Genomic DNA, 1,795 nt, shown 5'->3' with positions numbered 1-1,795 from the left:
GCGTACACCCCCTCGATGTCGGCGGTGGTCAGCGGCCGGTCCAGCACCGTGTTGACCTGCTGGAGGAGGTAGTCGATGTCCCGGGCCGAGGCGGCCGGGTGGGAGCGGTCCAGCCGCCAGTCGGTGTCCGTGGTGCCGATGATCCAGTGCCCGCCCCACGGGATGACGAAGAGCACCGAACTCGCCGTCCGCAGGATGAGCCCCGTCTCGCCGGTGATCGCCGAGCGGGGCACCACCAGGTGCACCCCCTTGGAGGCGCGCACCCGGACCCCGGGCCGCAGGCCCACGTCGTTGAGCATCCGGGACATGTCGTCGCTCCACACACCGGTGGCGGCGATGACGGTGCGGGCCTGCACCTCGAACTCCGCGTCCGGTGAACCGGGCGGGGCCTCCAGGTCCCGGACCCGGACGCCGGTCACCTCGCGCGCCTGCCGGTTCAGGCCCCGCCCCGCCGGCAGCGGCACCATGATCGGCACCGGGCGGACCAGGTGCGGCGCGAGGCGGGTGGCCAGCAGGCCGCGCTCGGTGAGCGCCTCGTGGACCAGGTGGAACTCCAACTGCTCCAGGTAACGCAGGCCACCGTGGATGAGTTTGCTGGACCGGCTGGAGGTGCCCGCCGCGAGGTCACGCGCCTCGACCAGCGCCACCTTCAGGCCCCGGGACGCCGCGTCCAGCGCGGCACCGGCACCGGTCACCCCACCGCCGATGACCAGCACATCGAAGCGCTCGGCACGTAGTCGACGCAGGTCGGACGCACGGCGGACCGGTGAGAGCTGACCGGCGACGGATCGGGAGATATTGGGGTCGCGCACCCGTCCACCGTAACCGCCGGGCCGACGTGTCGACATTTCGCCGCCCGCGCCGCATAGCCCCAAATGCCCATTTCGCGACCCTCGCCTGTCGGAGATCTTGGACAGTTTCCGTTAGCCGCTAACGGAAACTGTCCAAGATCTCGACGATTCTTCGAGGTGGCACTCGGTCCGGAACCGTTCACCGTGGTCGTAAGGTTCTCGGATGCACGGTCAACCCGGGTACCCCGCAGTCAGCTCTCGAACGTCCCCATGGCCGGTGGTCGCGGCAGTGCTGGTCGGCTGCTGGACGGTAGCGGTCACCGTGGGCACCCAGACCGGCGGCTGGCTCACCGACCAGGTGCTGCTGGGCTTCGGACGGGACCGGTTCGGCTGGCTCTGGCCGGTGCTCGGCCTGGCCACAGTGGCGCTGCTCGGCACGCCCGCCCTGCTGCTTGCCGTTGCACCCCGGTCGGCGGCGGTCCGGGCCACCGGGCGGGTCTGGCTGCTCGGCGCACTCGCTCTCGGCGTGCTCACCCTGCTGCGGGTCGTGCCACCGGTGCACCACGAGGCGTACCTCGCCGCGCTGGCCGGCGTCGCGTTGCTCGGTGCACTCGCCGTCCGCTGGGCGGCGCGCCGGTGGGCGTACCCCGGGCTGGTTGGCCCGGTCGGCGGCCCGGCACCCACCGGGAACGGCGACGCCACGCGGCCCGAGACCACCGGGAACGGCGACGCCACCCGGCCCGAGGCCACCGGGAACGCGGAGCCGGTCGCACCCCAGCGACGCCCGCGCCGGCCCGGCCCGGTGCCGCTGCTCGCGGTCGCCGCCGGGTTGGCGCTGCTGCTGCCGTGGGCGTGGTTGGGTGCGCTCGGTGGCCTCCTGGAGACCGCGCTCGCGCTGCTGGCGGCCGCCGCGCTGGGAGTGCTCGCCGCGACCCTGCTGGATGCCCCCTTCTGGTCCGTGTTCGCGGTTGGTCGACCGCCCCGGCCGGCTCGACTGGTGCTGG

1 protein-coding gene and 1 pseudogene are annotated in these 1,795 nt (G+C 73.3%); one reads left to right on the top strand and one right to left on the bottom strand.

What is annotated here, in order from left to right; genetic code table 11:
• Positions 1 to 797, bottom strand: a 797-nt coding sequence (locus tag KBX53_RS31990; protein WP_210863555.1) for an FAD-dependent oxidoreductase, incomplete at its 3' end; no start/stop codon positions are given.
• Positions 798 to 1,014: 217 nt separating this feature from the next.
• On the opposite strand from KBX53_RS31990, the pseudogene KBX53_RS31985 reads away from it, so the two are divergent.
• Positions 1,015 to 1,795 (top strand): annotated as a pseudogene (locus KBX53_RS31985) (peptidase S8); the annotation flags it as partial.

The organism is Micromonospora sp. M51 (genome assembly GCF_018070305.1).
GTDB classification, from domain to species: Bacteria; Actinomycetota; Actinomycetes; order Mycobacteriales; family Micromonosporaceae; genus Micromonospora; species Micromonospora parva.
This window is presented reverse-complemented; position numbering and strand designations above follow the sequence as displayed.